At 62.4% G+C, this 19,542-nt stretch carries 17 protein-coding genes and 1 pseudogene; 12 read left to right on the plus strand and 6 right to left on the minus strand.

Going from position 1 to position 19,542, the window contains the following annotated elements:
- The first annotated feature begins 145 nt into the window (after window positions 1-145).
- Window positions 146-1,087 (plus strand): YeeE/YedE thiosulfate transporter family protein, encoded by a 942-nt coding sequence (locus FFR93_RS14935; RefSeq protein ID WP_246661314.1) that lies wholly within the window; start codon window positions 146-148, stop codon window positions 1,085-1,087.
- A 102-nt stretch (window positions 1,088-1,189) separates the two neighbouring features.
- Here the strand turns inward: FFR93_RS14935 and FFR93_RS41445 are convergent.
- A pseudogene (locus tag FFR93_RS41445) lies at window positions 1,190-1,369 on the minus strand (epoxide hydrolase); the annotation flags it as partial.
- A 291-nt stretch (window positions 1,370-1,660) separates the two neighbouring features.
- Here FFR93_RS41445 and FFR93_RS14945 point away from each other — a divergent pair.
- The 3 genes from FFR93_RS14945 to FFR93_RS14955 all read left to right on the plus strand — a co-directional run bounded on the left by FFR93_RS14945 (window position 1,661) and on the right by FFR93_RS14955 (window position 4,441).
- Window positions 1,661-2,302, plus strand: a complete 642-nt coding sequence (locus FFR93_RS14945) for a peroxiredoxin-like family protein (protein WP_064706347.1) — start codon at window positions 1,661-1,663, stop codon at window positions 2,300-2,302.
- A 217-nt stretch (window positions 2,303-2,519) separates the two neighbouring features.
- On the plus strand, window positions 2,520-3,935 hold the full coding sequence (tldD, locus tag FFR93_RS14950; RefSeq protein ID WP_138393780.1) for a metalloprotease TldD: 1,416 nt from the start codon (window positions 2,520-2,522) through the stop codon (window positions 3,933-3,935).
- Between the two features lie 14 nt (window positions 3,936-3,949).
- Complete coding sequence (locus FFR93_RS14955; protein WP_138393781.1) at window positions 3,950-4,441, plus strand: GNAT family N-acetyltransferase; 492 nt, start codon at window positions 3,950-3,952, stop codon at window positions 4,439-4,441.
- A gap of 20 nt (window positions 4,442-4,461) precedes the next feature.
- Here FFR93_RS14955 and FFR93_RS14960 read toward each other — a convergent pair whose 3' ends face one another.
- Window positions 4,462-4,773 (minus strand): pyrophosphatase, encoded by a 312-nt coding sequence (locus tag FFR93_RS14960; RefSeq protein WP_138393782.1) that lies wholly within the window; start codon window positions 4,771-4,773, stop codon window positions 4,462-4,464.
- 84 nt (window positions 4,774-4,857) lie between these two features.
- Window positions 4,858-6,141, minus strand: a complete 1,284-nt coding sequence (locus FFR93_RS14965) for a D-alanyl-D-alanine carboxypeptidase family protein (RefSeq protein WP_138393783.1) — start codon at window positions 6,139-6,141, stop codon at window positions 4,858-4,860.
- Window positions 6,142-6,377: 236 nt separating this feature from the next.
- Here FFR93_RS14965 and FFR93_RS14970 point away from each other — a divergent pair, with 236 nt between their 5' ends.
- Complete coding sequence (locus FFR93_RS14970) at window positions 6,378-7,394, plus strand: polysaccharide deacetylase family protein (protein WP_138393933.1); 1,017 nt, start codon at window positions 6,378-6,380, stop codon at window positions 7,392-7,394.
- 5 nt (window positions 7,395-7,399) lie between these two features.
- Here FFR93_RS14970 and pdxH read toward each other — a convergent pair whose 3' ends face one another.
- Window positions 7,400-8,020, minus strand: a complete 621-nt coding sequence (gene pdxH, locus FFR93_RS14975; protein WP_138393784.1) for a pyridoxamine 5'-phosphate oxidase — start codon at window positions 8,018-8,020, stop codon at window positions 7,400-7,402.
- A gap of 66 nt (window positions 8,021-8,086) precedes the next feature.
- On the opposite strand from pdxH, the gene FFR93_RS14980 reads away from it, so the two are divergent.
- The 4 genes from FFR93_RS14980 to FFR93_RS14995 all read left to right on the plus strand — a co-directional run bounded on the left by FFR93_RS14980 (window position 8,087) and on the right by FFR93_RS14995 (window position 11,597).
- A complete protein-coding gene (locus FFR93_RS14980) occupies window positions 8,087-8,545 on the plus strand; it encodes an RT0821/Lpp0805 family surface protein (RefSeq protein WP_138393785.1) in 459 nt (152 codons plus the stop codon).
- Window positions 8,546-8,858: 313 nt separating this feature from the next.
- Window positions 8,859-10,028, plus strand: coding sequence for a DnaJ C-terminal domain-containing protein (locus tag FFR93_RS14985; protein ID WP_138393786.1), 1,170 nt, complete (start codon window positions 8,859-8,861; stop codon window positions 10,026-10,028).
- A gap of 121 nt (window positions 10,029-10,149) precedes the next feature.
- Window positions 10,150-10,968, plus strand: a complete 819-nt coding sequence (fabI, locus tag FFR93_RS14990) for an enoyl-ACP reductase FabI (RefSeq protein ID WP_011424285.1) — start codon at window positions 10,150-10,152, stop codon at window positions 10,966-10,968.
- 20 nt (window positions 10,969-10,988) lie between these two features.
- Window positions 10,989-11,597, plus strand: a complete 609-nt coding sequence (locus FFR93_RS14995) for a histidine phosphatase family protein (protein ID WP_064706337.1) — start codon at window positions 10,989-10,991, stop codon at window positions 11,595-11,597.
- Between the two features lie 89 nt (window positions 11,598-11,686).
- Here FFR93_RS14995 and FFR93_RS15000 read toward each other — a convergent pair whose 3' ends face one another.
- Window positions 11,687-11,947: a DUF1344 domain-containing protein gene (locus FFR93_RS15000; RefSeq protein WP_003569889.1), complete on the minus strand. Its 261-nt coding sequence runs from the start codon at window positions 11,945-11,947 to the stop codon at window positions 11,687-11,689.
- 238 nt (window positions 11,948-12,185) lie between these two features.
- On the opposite strand from FFR93_RS15000, the gene FFR93_RS15005 reads away from it, so the two are divergent.
- The 3 genes from FFR93_RS15005 to ribB all read left to right on the plus strand — a co-directional run bounded on the left by FFR93_RS15005 (window position 12,186) and on the right by ribB (window position 17,738).
- Window positions 12,186-15,365, plus strand: a complete 3,180-nt coding sequence (locus tag FFR93_RS15005) for an EAL domain-containing protein (protein ID WP_138393787.1) — start codon at window positions 12,186-12,188, stop codon at window positions 15,363-15,365.
- A 163-nt stretch (window positions 15,366-15,528) separates the two neighbouring features.
- A complete protein-coding gene (gene aroC, locus FFR93_RS15010) occupies window positions 15,529-16,626 on the plus strand; it encodes a chorismate synthase (protein WP_064706335.1) in 1,098 nt (365 codons plus the stop codon).
- A gap of 8 nt (window positions 16,627-16,634) precedes the next feature.
- Window positions 16,635-17,738: a 3,4-dihydroxy-2-butanone-4-phosphate synthase gene (gene ribB, locus FFR93_RS15015; protein ID WP_138393788.1), complete on the plus strand. Its 1,104-nt coding sequence runs from the start codon at window positions 16,635-16,637 to the stop codon at window positions 17,736-17,738.
- Between the two features lie 329 nt (window positions 17,739-18,067).
- On the opposite strand, the gene FFR93_RS15025 is transcribed toward ribB, so the two are convergent.
- A complete protein-coding gene (locus FFR93_RS15025; RefSeq protein ID WP_064706333.1) occupies window positions 18,068-19,258 on the minus strand; it encodes a winged helix-turn-helix domain-containing protein in 1,191 nt (396 codons plus the stop codon).
- Between the last annotated feature and the right edge of the window lie 284 nt (window positions 19,259-19,542).

Raw genomic sequence — 19,542 nt, forward strand, 5'->3', positions numbered from 1 at the left:
CGTGATGAACGTGCAATGATGCGTGCGCGGTCGTCGCGCAATGGGCAAGTGTGCCGTCGCCGGACGGCTTTCCTCGCCTGTCAATTGGCGAGCGTCGTCTTTGAGACGGTCGTGAAAGACATTCCGTTTGCGGAAGGAGTTCCTCGTGAACGTCTTGTCCTTGAGCACTGTCGCCACGGGTGCCGGGCTTTGGCTGGCAACAGCAATGATCGGGGGACTAAGTTTCGTGCTTGGCTTCGCGATGAACCATGGGTCGATTTGTACCGTCATTGCGACCACAGAGCTCATTGAACAGAAGAGGCCGGCCCGGTTTGTGGCCCTGGTCGAATGCGCGCTGTGGGCTGCGATCGGCTACACAGTTCTCGGGGCGTCGCCGACAATGCAGGATGTCTGGGCACCTGTGATCTACTTGGCTGCCGCAGCGTGCGTATTCGGGGTCGGCATCTATGTGAACGGCGCCTGCATCTTTGGCTCGGTGGGGCATTTCGGGAATGGCGATATCGACTTCGGTTTTACGTTTCTCGGGGTATTCGCGGTTCTCTGCTTCGCATTCCTGATCGGTGGCGAGGTAAATCAAATGCCCGTCAGCGCAGCGCCACCGATTGGCCTGCAACTCTTGATCCTTGCGTTGGCGGCGTTGCTGGTGGTGAGATTTTCCGTCTTCAATTCCGGGAAGAACTTCCAACGGCTGACCTTGGCGATGTGCGCCATCGGCATGACATCGGCGGTAATTTCAGTCTTGGCTCCGCGCTTTTCGATTACGACGACGATTGGGTCAATTCTCTCGATCCCCGTCGCCGGCATCCTGATTTTCATCTGCATGTTCGGCGGCAGCCTAGTCTCAGCGCGCCTGCGGAATCGTCGCTTCGTCCTGAAACGTCCCACCAGGCTCGACATTATCAGGCGAATGCTCGGCGGCCTTCTCATGGGGCTAGGCGCGCTCCTGATTCCGGGAGGCAATGATACGCTGCTGCTGGTTGGCTTTCCCATGGGCGCATGGCAGGCCGTGCTGGCCTACCTCCTGATCGTCGCCACACTCGCCCTGCTGATCGCAAGATATGGCTCTGCGGCAAGGTCGTGGTCTTAGGTTCATAAACAACCCTACTTGGCTCCCGCAGGGCCCTCAGTGTCGCGTCACGATCGACGGCGTGTCGGAGCAGTCTCAGACTTTCCCGCCAAGCTCGGACATTCAAGACCGCAAAGTTCTGAATGCTGCCCGGATTTCTTCGCTGAAGACTTCGGGCTCCTCCCAGGCTGCAAAGTGCCCGCCCCTCGACGCGCGATTGTAGTAGATCAGTTTGGGATAGGCCTCAGTCAGCCACCTCTTCGGCGGCTTGTAAACCTCTCCGGGGAACACCGTGACGGCGACTCGCAGAAAGGTCGGCCAATTATCGACTTGAGCGAATGTTGTCGCTCATTCCACTTCATTTCCGCTAGGGCCCCCCATGCCGCTAAAAAGTTGGCTTCGTGGGAACCGGACTTTTTCAATTCACGATACGCTGTTTACCACTTGCCTGCGGACCAATGTGGGACCATTCTCGGATCGGATCCTGGCGGTGCGGTAAGACGAGAGGTCAGGCCTTGCAACGCTCAATCTCGACCTCGAAGCACTTCCACGTGGCGCCATTTCTCGACTGATCCCCGAGCAAGGAGGTTGTCCATGTCCACGCGCTATGTCGACCATCCGCTGCAACCGGGCGACCGGGTCCCGAACGTTGTGTTTGATGCGATCTCGCGCGAGGGGAAGATCGCGCTTGATGATTTTCGCGGCCGCAGTCCATTGTTGATCGGTTTGTTTCGAGGCCTGCATTGTCCGTTCTGCCGCCGCCATGTCGCGGCCATGGCATATCTCAACCCGATGCTGCGTGAGCAGGGCGTCCAATCCCTGGCTGTGGTAAACACCCCGGTCGAACGCGCGCGCCTGTATTTCCGTTACCATCCGATGCCCGATCTTCTTGCTGCTTCCGACCCGGTACGGGCTTCGCACCAAGCCTTCGGTTTACACGAGGTCGGGATCGACACGCTCATGGCGATACGGTTCACTCTTCCGGGCGAGTTGCCCGAGCCTGTGGGCGTGAGGGCAATGACCGAATTTCTCAACAAGAAGGAAGGATATCAAATTACGGAAGCCGATCAGCAGATGATGACCGCCGACCAGGGGCAGCTTGTCGGTCAGTTTCTGATCGACCGGGAGGGCATCGTACGGTGGAGCTTCACTGAAGTTCTGAAGGCTGGGCTCCAAACATTCACGGCACCGAATTCCGAGGAGTTGATGTCGGCAGCCTCGCAAGTCGCACATTAACAAGGAAAACTCGCTCGACGCCCTACCGCCGGAGTGGTTGGCGTCGCCTACTCCACGCAAAGCGACCAACCGGGTTGCATCATCTTCGAGACGCATCCCACCTCCCGAGATCATCCCTCGACAAATAATATTCGCCTTGAGGGCTTCACTCCTTGTTATATGGAGCCCTATCTAGGGAATAAGCGCATTCCCGAACGCATGCCCATTGGAGCCCATCATGACCACCGATCTCCTGACGCTTTTCGACGCCGACGAAGCCACGATGCGCGGCCTCGTCGCCGAGGCCCTCACCGGCGCCGATGACGGCGAGCTGTTCATCGAGCATGCGCAGGCCGAAGCGCTGACTTTCGATAATGGCCGGCTGAAGGGCGGCAGCTTCAACACCGAACAGGGCTTCGGGCTTCGTGCCGTTGCCGGCGAAGCTGTGGGTTATGCCCATGCCGGCGATCTTTCGGTGGCGGCGCTGAAACGGGCGGCCGATGCGGTGGGCGCGGTGACGCGCGGCTATTCCGGCACCTATGCCGCCGCTCCCCAGGGCACCAACAAGAAATTCTACGGCGACCAGAACCCGATCGGCCAGCCGAGCTTCGAGGAGAAGGTCAAGGTCCTGCAGGACATAGACGCCTATCTCAGGGGCAAGAACGACAAGGTTCGGCAGGTGACGGCCTCGGTCGCAGCGAGCTGGCAGGTCGTCGACATCCTGCGCGCCGACGGCCATCGCGTGCGCGACATCCGGCCGATGACGCGTATCAACATCTCAGTCGTGGTCGGCGAAGGCGAACGGCAGGAGAGCGGGTCCTACGGCAGCGGCGGGCGCATCGGCTTCGGCGATTTCATTGCCGAGGGCAGCTGGCAGTACGGCGCCGACGAAGCGCTGCGCCAGGCGCTCGTCAATCTGGAGGCGATCGACGCGCCGGCGGGCACGATGGATGTCGTTCTTGGTTCCGGCTGGCCGGGCGTGATGCTGCACGAGGCGGTTGGTCACGGGCTGGAGGGCGATTTCAACCGCAAGAAAACGTCGGCCTTTGCCGGCCTTCTCGGCCAGGTCGTCGCTGCGCCCGGCGTCACCGTCGTCGACGACGGCACGATCGACAACCGCCGCGGCTCGATCACCATCGACGACGAGGGCACGCCGTCCGGCTATAACGTGCTGATCGAGAACGGCAAGCTCGTCGGTTATATGCAGGATCGGCAGAATGCCAGGCTGATGGGCATGGCGCCCACGGGCAACGGCCGCCGTCAGGGCTATGCCCATGTGCCGATGCCGCGCATGACCAACACCTATATGCTCGGCGGCGACAAGACGCCTGATGAAATCATCGCCTCGGTGAAGAAGGGCATCTATGCCGTCTCCTTCGGCGGCGGCCAGGTCGACATCACCTCGGGCAAGTTCGTTTTCGGCTGCACCGAGGCCTATCTGATCGAGAACGGCAAGATCGGCGCGCCCATCAAGGGCGCCATGCTGATCGGCAACGGGCCGGACGCGATGAAGCGGGTGTCGATGATCGGCAACGACATGAAGCTCGACACCGGCATCGGCAATTGCGGCAAGGCCGGCCAGTGGGTGCCGGTCGGCGTCGGTCAGCCGCATCTGCGCATGGATCAGGTGACGGTCGGCGGCACGCAGACCTGAGGCGGGAGGAGCTGATGGCGGAGATCGAAATCAGACCCTTTGCCGCCGGCGACGCCGATGACGTGCTTTCGGTGATCCTGCCGATCCAGCGCGAGGAGTTCGGCATCGACATATCAGCCGATGCGCAGCCGGATCTCAGGGTCATTCCGGATTTCTACCAGTCCCGCAAAGGCCAGTTCTGGGTTGCCGTCAAGGACGGCGCCATCGTCGGCACGCTCGGGCTGAAGGATATCGGCAACAACCAGGCGGCGTTGCGCAAGATGTTCGTCGCCGCCGAAGTCCGCGGCAGCGAGCATGGGGTGGCGGCGCGGCTTCTCGAGCGTATGTTCGCCCATGCCAGGGCGGTCGGCCTCGCCGATATCTTCCTCGGGACGACCGACAAATTCGTCGCCGCCCATCGCTTCTACGAAAAGAACGGCTTTACCGAAATCGCCAAGGACGCCCTGCCCCGCTCCTTCCCGCTGATGGCGGTGGACAGCAAGTTCTATTGGTACAACGTCGTCTGACTCCCGACGGCCGGCAGGCCTCAGTTCACCTCCGCCGGCCGAAACAGCCACTTCCGCTCGATCGCGGCAGCAAGATCGAGGTCGTTGCGGCGGGCAAACAGCAGAAGATGGCCGAGAACGTCGGCGGTCTCGTCGGCCAGGTCGCGCTGCATGTCTTCAGGGGAGCGGCCCTTCGCCCGGCCGCGGCCGGTCAGGCGGTTCCATGCCTGGGTCAGCTCGCCCATTTCTTCCTGCAGCTTCAGCAGAAACCAGTCGGCATCGCGCTCGATGTTGTTGGCAGCGACATGGACGGACGATGAGATTTCGAACTGGTCGGCAAGACGACGCAACATGGACGTTCTCCTTTTGTTTATGGAGGAGACGCTGATTCCCGCTGCTTGTCCAGAGCGAGTTGCCTTAGTGATGACGCGGCTGGATCAGCCGTGGTCCGGCAGCAGCATGCAGTCATAGGAACGCTGCTTCAGCGCATCACAAGCAGAAACGGCAGCGTCCCTGCTGGCGAAGCCGACGAAGCGGGCGCGATAGATCCTGTTGGCGCCCTGCCCGACCGCCTCGGTATAGGGCGAGGCGGAGACGAGCGGTGCGCCGGCTTCCGCCTGCGCCTGGGCGAGAAGCGCCCGCGCCGCATCGGCGCTCGGCGCGGCCGATATCTGGATCTGCCAGGTTCCGTCAGATTTCTCGGCCGGAGTCTTGACGGCCTTGCCTGCGGCGAGGATCTCGTCCATGGCCGTCGGGCGTTCCAGCGGCACGACGGCGTCATCGGCATAAGCCAGGCTCTTCGCTGCGAGATCTTCGTCCGGACGCGGCGCGTTCAGCGGCACCGGAACATCGGAAGCATCCGCGGCGGAGGCGACTTCGACTGGCTCCCTGGCGCCGACGCTCGCCATCAGCCTGGCGCCGCCGGACGACGAGGCGCGGCCGAGATAGCGGTCGAGCAGCGCGGCCATCTTGGCGTCGCGGCTGCGGGCGGTTCGACCGCCGAGCACGACACCGACGACGCGACGGTTGCCGTCCCTGACGGCGCTGACGAGGTTGAAGCCGGAGGCGTTGGTATATCCCGTCTTGATGCCGTCCATGCCCTGGTAGCGGTACATGAGATTGTTGTGGCCGCGCACGGTCTTGCCGCGGAAATTGAAGCTTGCCATCGAGAACAGCCGGTATTCATTGGGATAATTCTTCATCAGCGCCACGGCGAGTGTCGACATGTCGCGCGCCGTCGTCACCTGGCTGCTGTTCGGCAGGCCCGATGCATTGGCGAAAACGGTGCGGCTCATGCCGAGTTGGCGGGCTTTGGCCGTCATCATCCGGGCAAAACCGCTCTCCGAGCCGCCGAGCTTCTCGCCGATGGCGGCAGCGGCGTCATTGGCGGATTTGACGATCATGCCATAGACCGCCTCGCGCACCGTGATGGTGCCGCCCGCCTTGACGCCGAGCTTGGTCGGCGGCCGGGCGGCCGCGTATTTCGACATTTTGATCGGCGTATCCCAGGCGATCTTGCCGCGTTTCAGCGCCTCAAAGGTGAGATAGAGCGTCATCATCTTTGTCAGCGAGGCCGGATGGTTCAGCGTGTCGGCGTTTTCGGACGCCAGGACCTTGCCGGTGCGGGCATCGAGGATCAGCGAGGCGCTGCCGGCAAGAGCCGCCAGCGGCGCCGAAACGGCGAGCGTCACGGTCAAAACAGCCGCCAAAAGCTTTCTCATGGAATTCCCCCTGATGCGCTGGCTCTCGATGGGCCGGCCATGTGTCGTAATGTAACAGAAGCCGGAAGTTTGGCGCGACTTTGCGGCAACGCCTATCATTTTTCTAGCCTTTTCATCGTCTTGGTTAACAAAAAACGAAAGAAGCTGTGCGAAATCGGGATTCAGCAAGGCTTAAGCTGCGCTTGCTAGTTTGCCGGAAGAGGCAATAGGCGACGCATGAGGGGCAATTGAAGCGACTGGTAAAACGCGCGGCGATCGTCGCCGGGCTCGAGGCGTCCTGGCTGATCGCTGCGACCGGCCTGATGCGGCAGGCGCGCGGGCGCGGGGTCATCTTCACGCTGCATCATGTCCGCCCCCAAGTAGACCAGGCCTTCGCGCCGAACGCACATCTTGAAATCACTCCGCATTTTCTCGATGCGGCGCTCAGGCGGCTGACGCGCGACGGCTATCGTTTCGTACGGCTCGACCAGCTGCCGGCGCTGTTGGCCGAGCCCGAGGGTGGCAGGCCGTTTGCGGCCTTTACGCTCGACGACGGCTACACCAACAATATCGAGTATGCGCTGCCGGTGTTCGAGCGGCATGGCGCGCCATTCACCGTGTTCGTCACCAAAGGTTTCGCTGAAGGCTCCCACAGCATCTGGTGGGAAACGCTCGCGGTCCTGTTGCGTCAGGCACAGGAAATCCGTTTCGATTTCGGCCGTGGCAGCGAGCGGCTGGCGCTCGACGGCCCGCAGCAGCAATGGGTCGCCTTCGACCGCTTCGCCTGGTATATCCACCGCTTCGATGAGGCGCGAGGAATCGCCGCCCTCGACACGCTGGCGCGGGAAAACGGCATCGAGCCGACCGATATCGCGCGCGACCTGGTGATGGGGCCAGCGCAACTGCAGCGGCTCGCGCGACATCCGCTCGCAGCGCTTGGCGCTCATACGATCAGCCATCGCGCCCTTGCCCGCCTGCCGGAGGCCGAAGCGCGAATCGAAATGGAAGTTTCGGCCGACTACATCGAGGCGATGACCGGCATCCGTCCTGTCACGATCGCCTATCCCTACGGCACGCCGCAGGCTGCGACCGCCCGCGAGGCAGCACTTGCCGGCCGGCTGGGCTTTTCGGTCGCCGTCACCACGCAGCCCGGGCTGCCGGCGGCAGGCAAGACCGGTTATCTCCCGCGCATGTCGCTGAATGGCTTCTACCAGAAGCGGCGCTATGTCTCGGCGCTTGCCTCCGGCATTCCGCTGAAACTGATGGGGCGTTAAACCCGCTAGGGATACATCCGCACCTTTTCCCACGCCCCGACGGGCGACGGGCGGCGGAATTCGATGCGGTCATGCAGGCGGAAATTCTGATCTTTCCAGAATTCGATCGAAGTCGGCCGGATCCGGAAGCCCGACCAATAGGGAGGCCGGGGTATCTCGCCAATGGCGTAGCGGGCGGTATATTCCGCCACCGCCTTCTCCAGCGCGAATCGGCTTTCGAGCGGACGCGATTGTTTGGAAGCCCAGGCGCCGATGCGGCTGCCGCGCGCCCGCGTCTTGAAATAAGCGTCGGCTTCTGCGTCGCTCACGATCTCGACAGGCCCTCTGAGCCGCACCTGACGGCGCAGGCTTTTCCAGTGGAAACACATGGCGGCCTTTTGCTGCCCCAAGATTTCGCGACCTTTCTGGCTCTCGAAATTGGTGTAGAAGACGAAACCGCCTTCGTCGAATCCCTTCAGGAGAACCATGCGGACATTGGGAAGACCATCCTCATCGACCGTTGCCAGCGCCACGGCATTCGGATCGTTCGGTTCGGAGGCCTCCGCTTCCTTCAGCCATTCGGCAAAGAGCTTGAAGGGCTCGCCACTTTCGGTAAAGTCACCGCTTGTTAACTCGTTTGCCGACATATTGGTTCAAATGCCCCGGATTATTCATAACTCGCCCAGCTTTTTGATAACTGGACAGGATGCAGGGTGGAAGTCATAGCAAAGTCATATCGCCATACAAAGGGTCTGCGGCAACGCGGCAGCGCCTTCCTGGTCGTCGGCGCCGCAATGCTGTCGCTTTCGGGCTGTGTCTCCGGCGGCATGGATTTCTTGAGCGAAGCCAAGGTCGATCGGTCGGTGGCCACCGGCACCGTGCCTCAGACGCCACCGAGCACCGACACGCTTTCGGATGAAATGACGGTGCGCAACGCGGTGACCTCGGCCGATGTGCACAAGCTCGAAGGCCAGCCGCTTCCCTGGGCGAATGCGTCGACCGGCAGCGCCGGCGTCATCGAGACAATCGTCGAGAACAACGAGGCAGGCCAGGTCTGCCGGCAGTTCCGCACGACGCGGCACTCCTATGTCGGGATTGCCAAATTCTACGGCAAGACCTGCCTCGTCGGCGGCGGCAACTGGCAGCTGCTGAGCTTCCACCCGGAAAGCTAGTTTCCGGCGGGAAAGCTAGTTTCCGGCGGGAAATTTGATCTGCCGGAACCGATTCGGCGAGCCGAGAAGTTAACGGCCGCCGGCTTCGTGCCGAATGCTTAGCAAAGAGCTAACCATTCGCGGCAAAACACTCCCCACCCCTCCACAGAAATAAGAAGTGATTAGCAACTCGGCCGCACGATCGGCGTTGAGTGTGGCTGCCTCCGCCTTTGCGGCCGGTGGCGCGTCACGTGTTGATATTGGACTTTCATATTGGGCGGGGATGCCGGGCAAGGACAGGTGCGCCCCGCATCGCAACACCGGCGGTTTTGACATGCGCGATCCTTACAAAATTCTTGGCGTCAAGCGCGATGCAGCGGCAGACGAGATCAAGGCGGCCTGGCGCAACATGGCCAAAGCAGCCCATCCCGACCACAATCAGGACGATCCGACGGCCACGGCCCGGTTCGCCGAGATCGGCCGCGCCTATGAGACGCTGAGAGACCCGCGCAAACGCAGCCTGTTCGACAATGCCGTGCGGATGGCGGAAGCCAAGAAGCAGGAACAGACGATCATGCAGCAGCGCCAGGCCGCGCGCGAGGCGGCGGCTCGCGCCAAGGCGGCGCAGGCCAATGCCGAGCGGGTGATGGAGGAGCTTGCCAGGGCCGCTCAGAAAACCGCGGCCGATGGGGCAAAACAGCAGAGCGGCGCCAGCGAAGGCGCCGAGGAGATGGTGGAACGCATCTTCGGCGCGCAGGCGCGCGCCGCGGCGGGCGGCCAGCCCCAGGGCCGCCCGCAGCAGGCCCATCATCAGACGCAGACAGCGCAGGGCCAGGCCCAGGCCGAAGCGGGCAAGCGCGCGGCTGGCGACGCCGCCGAAGCCGACGAGGAACCCGGCGAGACGTCAAACAATGCCGGCTCCAACCTGTCGCTGCCGCTCAGCATCCTGACTTCGCTGGTGCGTCGTTTCACCGGCGCCAAGGATACCGGCCTCGAAAAAGCGCCCGACGAGGTGACGACGGCGACGGTCACGATCGACGACGTGCTGAAGGGCGGCTGGGTCACCGCGTCGCTGCCGGAGGGCCGCGAGATCGGCTTCGCATTGCCGGCGGGCACGACGGATGGGCACGAGATCCGGCTCAAGGGACAGGGCTTCAAGCTGCCTGGCATGCAGCGCGGCGATGCCGTCGTCAATATCCGCATCGCCCCCGATTCGCGCTTCACCGTCGACGGTTTCGACCTGCACGCCGTGCTGCCGCTCAGCATCGAAAATGCCGTGCTCGGCACCGAGGCAAGCATCGATGGGCCATCCGGGCCTATGAACATCACCGTTCCCCCATGGTCGGGCTCGGACAAGACGATCCGGATTGCCGCCCAGGGATTGCCGCGGGAAGACGGCAGCAGAGGCGATCTCGTCGTCGAATTGCGCATCATCCTGTGGGAAAAACCCGACGACAAAGTCACCGATCTCATGCGCAGCATGCGCGAAGGTCTGTTCTTGTGAAATTTTTATGACATTCGCACCCTTTGTTACGATCCCTAACAGTTGATGATCCAGGCCAAGCTTGAACCGATTAACGGCCTATGCCATAGGCAGGATCGATCAGAATCCTAGGGAGCGAAATATGGCTCAAGCATCCGGCCTCATGGCAGGCAAACGCGGCGTCATCATGGGTGTCGCCAACAATCGTTCGATTGCGTGGGGTATTGCCAAGGCCATTCATGCGCAGGGCGGAGAAGTTGCGCTCACCTATCAGGGCGATGCGCTGAAGAAGCGCGTCGAGCCGCTCGCCGCCGAAATCGACGCGACGCTCGTCGGCCACTGCGACGTCGCCGACGAAGCCACTATCGACGCGGTGTTCGAAAATGTCGAAAAGCTCTGGGGCAAGATCGATTTCCTCGTGCATGCTATCGGCTTCTCCGACAAGGACGAGCTGACCGGCCGCTATATCGATACCTCGCCCGACAATTTCAACAAGACGATGCAGATCTCCGTCTATTCCTTCACCTCGGTTGCACGCCGCGCCGAGAAGCTGATGACGGAAGGCGGCTCGATGCTGACGCTGACCTATTACGGCGCGGAAAAGGTGATGCCGAACTATAACGTCATGGGCGTCGCGAAGGCCGCCCTCGAAGCGAGCGTCAAATATCTCGCCGTCGACCTCGGGCCGCAGAACATCCGCGTCAACGCCGTTTCGGCCGGACCGATCAAGACGCTCGCCGCCTCCGGCATCGGCGATTTCCGCTATATCCTGAAGTGGAATGAATATAACGCCCCGCTGCGCCGCACGGTTACCATCGAGGAAGTCGGCGATGTCGGCCTCTATCTCCTGTCCGACCTGTCGCGTTCGGTCACCGGCGAAGTGCACCATGCCGACAGCGGCTATCATGTCATCGGCATGAAGGCGGTCGACGCCCCTGACATTTCGGTCGTCAAGGACTAATCAGCTCCGGAGCCGAGACCGTGCTCATCTACGTGATCAGACACGGTCAGACCGACTGGAATGCCGAGCGCCGCCTGCAGGGCCAGAAAGACGTCCCGATGAATGCCACGGGCCTGGAACAGGCCCGGCAGAACGGCATCGCGCTGGCCGAGATTCTCGGCGAGAGGGTCAGCGAATTCGATTTCGTTGCAAGCCCGCTCGGGCGCACGCGCGCAACGATGGAAATCATGCGCGCCGCCATGGGCCTGCCGCCGCTTGCCTATCGCACCGATCCGAGGCTGGTGGAGATTTCCTTCGGCGACTGGGAGGGTTCGACGCTCAAGGAGCTGAGGGCGACGCAGGCCGAGCGAGTGGCGGAACGCAATGCCTCCAAATGGGATTTCATCCCGCCGGGAGACGATGCCGAAAGTTACGAAATCCTCTCCTGGCGCACCGGCGCATGGCTGCGCTCCGTCGATCGTCCGACCGTCTGCGTCACCCATGGCGGCGTCATCCGTACGCTGTTCCAGGCAATTGCCGACCTGCCGAAGAGCACTGCCGCGGAAGGCGGGATCCCACAGGACCGGATCGTCAGGATCGATACGAGCGAGCGGACGATTGTCTGGCTGCAGGCATCATCCGCCGCTTAGTTAGCTCCGATTGGGGACGAACGATCTGTTCGGTCCGGGAGGATGAGGGGCAGCCATTGGCGGCATGCGATCACTCTCCAGAGTCCCGCCTACTTGACGATATCGAGATCGTTGATGACGCGCTTGCCGTCCACCTCGGTATAGAAGACGATGACCTTCACGCCGGCTTCGAGGCCGTCGAAATTGAATTCCTCTGGCGCCTGATAGGTCTTGCCGTCGTCGAGCGTCAGCACGAGGTTGGCCGTGTCGACCTTCTTGATCGTCGCCTCGACATCGGCGCTCTCGGCAAAACCGCTCATCGGCGACAGGAAACTTGCTGTGGCCAAAAGCGTGGCGACGACGAAACGCATGGCAACAATCCTCTTGAAACGCTGCACGAGAAAACTGGCCACAGATAAGCTCCTGAATATGGCGAAAATTGCCCGTAAGGATGGCTTTTGCCGCCCAATTGATGAATACAATTTTAAATATAATCAACGCGCCGCGTTAACCACGCGCCTCCCCGTCCGGAATCCTTCAGCATCGACAACAGGCAATCGTAAATTAACCCCTGGCTCCTAAAGTTGCCGCGAATGTGGGGGTCTCGTTTTGCTATCCAGCCTCGGCGACAGCAAGCAGTTGCGGCGCGTTTTGAAGAATACCCGCGTCTCGTTTCTGGTTTCTTCGTTTGTCGCCCTTGTCGTCATCATGGTCGGCTTCGCGCTCGATCAGACCAATACTGCCGCTCATGTGCGCGAACTTCATATCCGCACCGAGAACGAGACGAACCTGTTGCGCGCCAGGGTGAAGGCAGAGATCAACATGAGCCTCACCATGGTCCGCGATCTCGCGAACCTGACTTCCGTCAGCAATACCGCAAACCGGGAGGAGACGGAGCGCCAGATCAGGTGGCTGCTGATCCAGAACCCGGCTTTCATCCATATCGCCATCGCGCCTGGCTTCGTCGTCGCCGATGTCTATCCGCAGCCCCCGAACGGCGGGCGGATCGGCCGCGATGTGCGGGAGATCCTTTTCGCACACCAGGCGATGACGGCTGAGCCACGCGACCAGCTGGCGCGTTTCTATGGTCCGATCAGCGTCGACGGTCGGGAGGCCTTCGCCATCTTCTTTCCGGTTTTCGTCAAGGAAAACGGCCAGCGGCGTATCTGGGGCGCGGTGGAGGTCGCCATCGACCGGAAGATCTTTTACGAGGCGACCGGGCTGATGCCGGCGCGCGACCGCGAAAACCAGGAGCGCTATCCCAATCTCGATCATCTTTCGATTGCGGTGCGGGATATCGGCCCGACGGCCGGCAAGGCCGGTCCTTCGGCGCCGTTCTTCGGTCCTGCCGGCATTGACGACAAGGATCCGATCCGCCGGGAGATCAGCTTCGCGGGCGGCAAATGGGAGCTCTCCGCCGTCCCGAAAGATGGCTGGAACGCGATACCGGAAAATCGGACGGAGCTGCGGCTGATCGTCATTGCCGCCGGGTGCGTCATCATCGTCCCGATCTTCCTCGCTACGCTGCTGCTCGGCGAACGCAACCGCAACATTGCCGAACTGGAGACGCGAGAAGCGAAGCTCCTGGAGCTGTCGCAGCGGCTCAACCTGGCGCTCGAATCCTCCAATATCGGCATCTGGGAGCTGCAGGATCATTCGAGCGGCCTCCTTTGGGACGCCCGCGCCGCCGCGCTGCACGGAAAGCCGGCGGAGGAAGGAAGCCGGCCGCTCGACGAATGGCTGGCGGCGATCCTGCCGGTGGATCGCGAGCTCGCGGAGGTGCATTTCTTCAGCTGCAGCATTGCGGGCGCCGCCTGCACGGCGCAGTACCGCATCATGCTCGCCGACGGCGGCATCCGGCATCTGCGCTCGGTCGGCGCCCTCTACCGGGATGCGGGCGGCGGCGGCAAGACGATCGGCATCGTCTGGGACGTGACCGCCGACGCGGAGGCTACCGACGCGCTGCGCAAGGCCAGGGATGTCAGCGAGGTCAAGAATGCCGAACTGGAACTGGCGCTCGAAGAGCTTTCGAGCCGTGAGGTCCAGCTCGCCGAGCTTTCGAGCCGGCTGGACCTTGCGCTCAATTCCTATCAGTGCGGCATATGGGAGGCGCGGCCCGACCGCGGCGGCTCGATCTGGAACGAGCGAATGTACGAGCTCTACGGGCTTCAGCCGCGCAATGGCTTCATGACCGAGGAGACCTGGCTGTCCCGCATCCACCCCGAGGATCGCGGGCTGGCGCTCGAAAGCGCGCGTCACTTCAAACGAAACGGCGATACGCACACCCTCGTCTGCCGCGTTCTCGTTGAAGACGGTTCGGTGCGCTATGTGCGCTCGGTCGGCAAGGTCTACCACACGGCCGCCGGCGAGATGAAGATCATGGGCATCGCCTTCGACGCCACCGAGGACATGCTGATGACGATCCGGCTGAAGGCGGCCAAGGACGAGGCCGTCGCCAAGAATATCGAACTCGAACTTGCCAAAAACAGGATCGAGCACAATTCGCTGCACGATCCGCTGACCGATCTCGCCAACCGCCGCAAGCTCGATATCGCGCTCGAAACCCTCAGCCATGACGGGCGGCGGCAGCGGCAGAAATTCGCGATCCTGCACATCGACCTCGATCGCTTCAAGGATATCAACGACACGCTCGGTCATGCCGCCGGCGATGCGATGCTGGTGCATGCCTCGAAGGTACTTGCCAGGAATGTTCGCGGCAGCGACCTCGTGGCGCGCATCGGCGGCGACGAATTCGTCATCCTCGCCGGCGATGTCGGCGACAAGGAAATGGCGGAGCTTGCGACGCGGATCATCGAGGAGATGCGCCAGCCGATCGATTTCGAGGGCTTTTCCTGCCGCTGCGGCGTGTCGATCGGCGTGGCGCTGGCCAACGGCATTCATGTCGATGCGCGCAAGGTTCTGATCAATGCCGATATCGCGCTCTACCGCGCAAAGACCACGGGCCGCAATCGCTTCGACTTCTTCAATCACGATCTTCAGGCAGATATCATCAACACCAAGCGCACGGCCGACGAGATCCTTGCCGGCATCGACAATGCCGAATTCACCGCGTGGTATCAGCCGCAATTCTCAGCCCGGACGATGGAACTGACCGGCGTGGAGGCGCTGGTGCGCTGGAAGCATCCTTCCAAGGGGTGGCTCGCGCCCGACAAGTTCCTGCGCATCGCCGACGAGATCAACGTCGTGCAGATGCTCGACCGGATCGTGCTGGAAACGGCGCTGCGCGACAAGATGCGCTTGACGGCGCTGGGCATTGCCGTTCCCAAGGTCTCGGTCAATGTTTCGGCCCGGCGGCTGCATGACGGCAGCCTCCTGGAATCGCTCGCGGACCTCAATATCCGTCCCGGCGAACTCTCCTTCGAACTGGTGGAATCGATCTTCCTCGACGAGAGCGAGGACGTCGTCTCGCACAATCTCGAACGCATCAAGGCGCTCGGCATCGATATCGAGATCGATGATTTCGGCACCGGCCACACCTCGATCGTCAGCCTGTTGAAGCTGAAGCCGAAGCGGCTGAAGATCGACCGACAGCTGGTGCAGCCGATCGTCGGCGCTTCGCAGGAACGCGCGCTGGTTCGCTCGATCATCGATATCGCCCGCTCACTCGGTGTCGAGACGGTGGCCGAAGGGGTGGAGACGGCGGCGCATGCTGCCTTGTTGCGCGACCTTGGCTGCGACATGCTGCAGGGCTACGCCTTCTCGCCGGCGCTCTCCTTCGACGATTTCGCCGCTGAGGCGGCCGGAAGCGGGTGGCGGCTGGCTTCGTGACGGCCATCCCGTTGCAAAAGACGGAAACAGGATTTCAGCAGCTGCTGGTTTGACGCAAAGAAAGGCTTTTGCCTCGGCGGTTTTTTGGCCTATGAGTGTCGCGCCTTTTCAAGCAATGGCGCGGCCGGCGGCGACCGGCCCTGGCGCGCCACCGTGGGAACACATGTCGCACAATACATTCGGTCACCTCTTCCGCGTAACCACCTGGGGCGAAAGCCATGGTCCGGCGCTCGGCTGCGTCGTCGACGGCTGCCCTCCGGGCCTGCGCTTTACGCTTGCCGAATTGCAGGTCTGGCTCGACAAGCGCAAGCCTGGGCAATCCCGCTTCGTCACGCAGCGGCGCGAGGACGATCTGGTGAAGGTGCTGTCCGGCGTCATGCTCGATGCCGACGGCGAGACGATGACGACCACCGGCACGCCGATCTCCATGCTGATCGAGAACACCGACCAGCGTTCCAAGGATTATGGCGAGATCGCCCGGCAATACCGTCCCGGCCATGCCGACTATACCTATGACCTCAAATACGGCATTCGCGACTATCGCGGCGGCGGCCGCTCCTCGGCTCGCGAGACCGCAGCCCGGGTTGCGGCAGGCGGCATCGCCCGCCTCGTCGTGCCGGGTGTTACGGTGCGCGGCGCACTGGTGCAGATCGGCAAGCACAGGATCGACCGCAGCAACTGGGACTGGGACCAGGTCGGGCAGAACCCCTTCTTCTCGCCGGATGCGGCGATCGTGCCGGTCTGGGAGGAATATCTCGACGGCATCCGCAAGGCCGGCTCCTCGATCGGTGCTGTTATCGAAGTGATCGCCGAAGGCGTGCCCGCCGGCCTCGGCGCGCCGATCTATTCCAAGCTCGATCAGGACATCGCCTCGCTGCTGATGTCGATCAATGCCGTTAAAGGCGTGGAGATCGGCAATGGTTTTACCGCCGCCGAAACCTCAGGCGAAGACAATGCCGATGAAATGCGCATGGGCAATGACGGCACGCCGATCTTCCTTTCCAACAATGCCGGCGGTATTCTGGGCGGGATCTCGACCGGACAGCCGATCGTCGCGCGTTTCGCGGTCAAGCCGACCTCCTCGATCCTGACCGAACGCCAGTCGATCGATGCCGATGGCAAGAATGTCGATGTGCGCACCAAGGGCCGGCATGACCCCTGCGTCGGCATTCGCGCCGTGCCGATCGGCGAGGCGATGGTCGCCTGCGCCATTGCCGATCATTATCTTCGCGACCGCGGCCAGACCGGCCGTCTGAAATAGGAGCGTCCATGTCTTACGATCAGAAACGCGTCGTCGACGCCATCAGGGCCTTCGAGGCCGGCGAAATCGTCGTCGTCATGGACGACAATGACCGCGAGAACGAGGGCGACCTGATCGTCGCCGCCGTGCACACCACGCCGGAGAAGATGGCCTTCATCGTGCGCCACACTTCAGGCATCGTCTGTGCGCCGATGCCGAAGGAGGAGGCCAAGCGCCTCAACCTCAACGCCATGGTGGCGGAGAATGATTCCGCTCATACGACGGCCTTCACCGTCTCGGTCGACTTCAAGCACGGCACGACGACCGGCATCTCGGCCGACGACCGGACGCTGACCGTGCGCAACCTCGCCAATCCGAATGTCGGAGCCGCCGATTTCGTCCGTCCCGGCCATATCTTCCCGCTGGTTTCGCGCGAAGGCGGCGTGCTGATGCGCTCGGGCCATACGGAAGCGGCCGTCGACCTCTGCCGGCTCGCCGGCCTGCCGCCGATCGGCGTCATTTCCGAACTCGTCAATGACGACGGCACCGTCACCCGCGGTCCGCAGGTGGTCGAATTCGCCGAAAAGCACGGGCTGAAGCTCGTCTCAGTCGCCGATCTCATCGCCTACCGCCAGCGCAAGGAAACACTGATCGAACTCGGCGCGAGCTTCGACATCGACACGCCGTTCGGCAAGGCGAGAGCGCACACCTATTCGCTGCCCTGGGATCCGATGCAGCATCTCGCGGTCGTCTTCGGCGACATCCGCGACGGCATCGAAATCCCCGTGCGCCTGCATCCGGAAAATGTCGCCGAGGATCTCTTCGGCAGGAAGAGCCCGGTCGATTTCTACATGGAGAAGATCGCCGCGGAAGGGCGCGGCGTCATCGTCTATCTGCGCGAAGGCTCGGTCGGCGTCGGCCATTACGACAATGGCCGCAAGGCCCGCAACCAGGGCCGCGAAGGCCATGCGGAGGCGCAGACGCGCGAAAGCGAATGGCTGGAAATCGGCCTCGGCGCCCAGATCCTCAAGGACCTCGGGGTGAGCTCAATCAAGCTGCTCACCAGCCGCGAGCGCCACTATGTCGGCCTGGAAGGCTTCGGCATCAAGATCAGCAAGACGGAGATCTGTTGAGGGAAGAACCCTCTCCCCCTCACCAGGTCAAAGTTTGGGCTGTGACCGGCGGATGGCATCGCTGACAGGGCGTTCGGGCTGTGAATGGTTTGTCCTGTCCAATCCACCTCCGTCATGCTCGGCCTTGAGCCGAGCATCCACGCCGCACCCACCAGCAGCAGACGCATGGATCCCAGGCTCAAGGCCTGGGATGACGGAGAGTGCGGTGGCGTTGTTGCCAAACTTAGCGTCGGAGTAGACGAACGCGCGCCACGATGGTTGCTTTGTTCGGTCGGTGCTTAAGGCGACCTCGCTTGTGAGGGCGCAGTGACGAGCAGAGAATAATTCGATTACCCCTTCCACCCGTCGAGCAACACCACCTTCTCCACACCCGCAAACCGCGCCACCCGCTCCAACTCCGCTTCCAGCCGCTCCAGCCGTCCGGCCGAAGCCTTCACGCCCGGTTCCAGCCAGAGCCGCCTGACATCGAGGGTCGATTTCTTCCGGTCGGCCTTCATGTCGATGCGGCCGATCAGGCGGTCGCCCTCGAGCAGCGGGAAGACGTAATAACCATATTCGCGTTTGGCTTCCGGCACGAAGACCTCGATGCGGTAGAAAAAGCCGAACAGGCGTTCAGTGCGATTGCGGTCGCGGATCATCGGGTCGAAGGGGCTGAGCACGCGGATGCGCGGCGGAGCGTCCGGATAGCTGTCGAGCGTCGAAGGGAAACCGGCAAAGGCCCAGGACGGGCGAGGCTTGCCGCCAGGCGCCGCTTCGATCAGCACTTCGGTCAGCTCGTCGCGGTGAGCCGATACCCAGGCCTTGGCCTCGTCGGGCGAGACCAGATTCCAAAAGGCTGCGATCTCGCCGTGGGTGGCAAAGCCAAGGCGGGTGAGCGCGCCGCGGCAGGCCCAGTCGACGAAGTCTTCGCGGCTCACCTCCGGCTCGCGGAATTCGGCCGGAATGACACGCTCGGTGAGATCATAGATCTTCTGGAAATTCGAGCGGCCGGCGATCGCGAGTTTGCCGGTGTGCCAGAAATATTCGAGCGCCGTCTTGTTCGGATGCCAGTTCCACCAGCCGCCGGACACATGGCCATCGGCCTTGACGTCGCGCGCCAGCATCGCGCCGTCGCGACGCACTCGCTCATAGGTCTCCTCGAAGGCGGCCTCGAAACCCTCGCCGCGCCACTTGCGCCAGCGCTCGACCAGGACCTTCTCCTGATGGCGGAACTTGTGCTTCCAATAGACGAAGAAAGCGCTCGGCAGGATGGAGGCATCGTGCGTCCAGTGCTCGAACAGCGCGCGTTCCTTCTCCAGCAGCGCCTTCAGATGCTCGCGCCGATAGGTTTGATTGCGGGAAAACAGGATCTGATGATGCGCCCGCTCGACCGTCTGGATGCTGTCCACCTGGACGAAGCCGAGATCCTGGATGAGCTGCAGCAGGCCGGCCTTGGTCAAGGCGCGGTTCGGTGGGGCGCTGAGGCCCTGCTTGGCAAGAAAGACGCGGCGGGCATCGGAATTGGAAAGCAGATTCGTCATGACCGCATCATAATCCGGAAAATCTTCCTAGCCACCCGATATCGACAGCGAGATTTGCTCTTTCACCGGGGAGGGTCAACCGTATAGAAGGAGCGCTGTCAGGTTGGCGCCGATTTCCGCCCCTCACCCTAGCCCCTCCCCGCTCTGACGGTGAGAGGGGACGTGCCCTATGAGAGGCAACTGGGGACGGAGGTCGTGGCATATCCCCGGCGCCTCGTTTCGGGGAGAAGGTGGCGGCAGCCGGATGAGGGGCTGTTTCGCAAATTTCCCTCTATAAAAGGCGC

It is taken from the genome of Rhizobium sp. MHM7A (genome assembly GCF_005862215.1).
Taxonomy (GTDB): Bacteria; Pseudomonadota; Alphaproteobacteria; order Rhizobiales; family Rhizobiaceae; genus Rhizobium; species Rhizobium bangladeshense.